This window comes from Winogradskyella marina, assembly GCF_015645385.1.
Taxonomy (GTDB): domain Bacteria; phylum Bacteroidota; class Bacteroidia; order Flavobacteriales; family Flavobacteriaceae; genus Winogradskyella; species Winogradskyella marina.
The window spans coordinates 1-314 of record NZ_JADOET010000074.1 but is presented as its reverse complement, the minus strand read 5'-3'; the positions used below and the strand labels follow the sequence as shown (position 1 = coordinate 314).

1 pseudogene is annotated in these 314 nt (G+C 44.6%); it reads right to left on the bottom strand.

The features are described 5' to 3' along the window. A pseudogene (locus ITJ86_RS17250) lies at nt 1-314 on the bottom strand (hypothetical protein); the annotation flags it as partial.

The following is a 314-nucleotide window of genomic DNA, read 5'->3' as shown; positions in this document are numbered from 1 at the left end:
GCATCTAAAAAGTCTTGTTCTGATCCTGAATTACCAGCGGCTAACCATTCTTCGTATGCTGAATCACCATTTTGTCCTCCTGCAACAATACCTGTGTCAACTCCTCCAATTACCCAATGATTATTCGTTCCTATTTCTGGAGTTAATCCATCTGTTCCGTCTACTCCATCTGCACCGTCAGACACAACAACATCGGTTGTGCCATCACTTACGGTCACAGTACCATTACCATTATCCGTTACCGTTACTGAGGTGCCGTCTGCTCCATCTTGTCCGGCTGGACCTACTAATGCATCTAAAAAGTCTTGTTCTGA